Origin of the sequence: Endozoicomonas atrinae, from assembly GCF_001647025.1 — a bacterium.
In the GTDB taxonomy this organism is placed as follows: domain Bacteria; phylum Pseudomonadota; class Gammaproteobacteria; order Pseudomonadales; family Endozoicomonadaceae; genus Endozoicomonas; species Endozoicomonas atrinae.
In genome coordinates this window covers 1-216 of the sequence record NZ_LUKQ02000975.1, presented here as the reverse complement: position 1 = coordinate 216, position 216 = coordinate 1, and the positions used below count along the sequence as shown (strand labels likewise).

At 56.5% G+C, this 216-nt stretch carries 1 protein-coding gene; it reads left to right on the top strand.

Going from position 1 to position 216, the window contains the following annotated elements; translation table 11 throughout:
• Nucleotides 1–216: hypothetical protein (locus tag AK963_RS34795; protein ID WP_175404862.1), on the top strand; the 216-nt coding region annotated here is incomplete at both ends.

Sequence of the window (216 nt, the reverse complement as noted above, 5' to 3'; positions counted from 1 at the left end):
AATGTTGCCTGAGGGGCCTGCTGTTGACACCGGATGGCAAGCAGAAACCCGAGCAGGTCACACCGGATGCGGTGGTTAAGGATTTCCCAGATAGTCCAGAAGGCAAGCTGGGGATAGCGCGCTTTAAGGAACAATGTTGCCTGAGGGGCCTGCTGTTGACACCGGATGGCAAGCAGAAACCCGAGCAGGTCACACCGGATGCGGTGGTTAAGGATT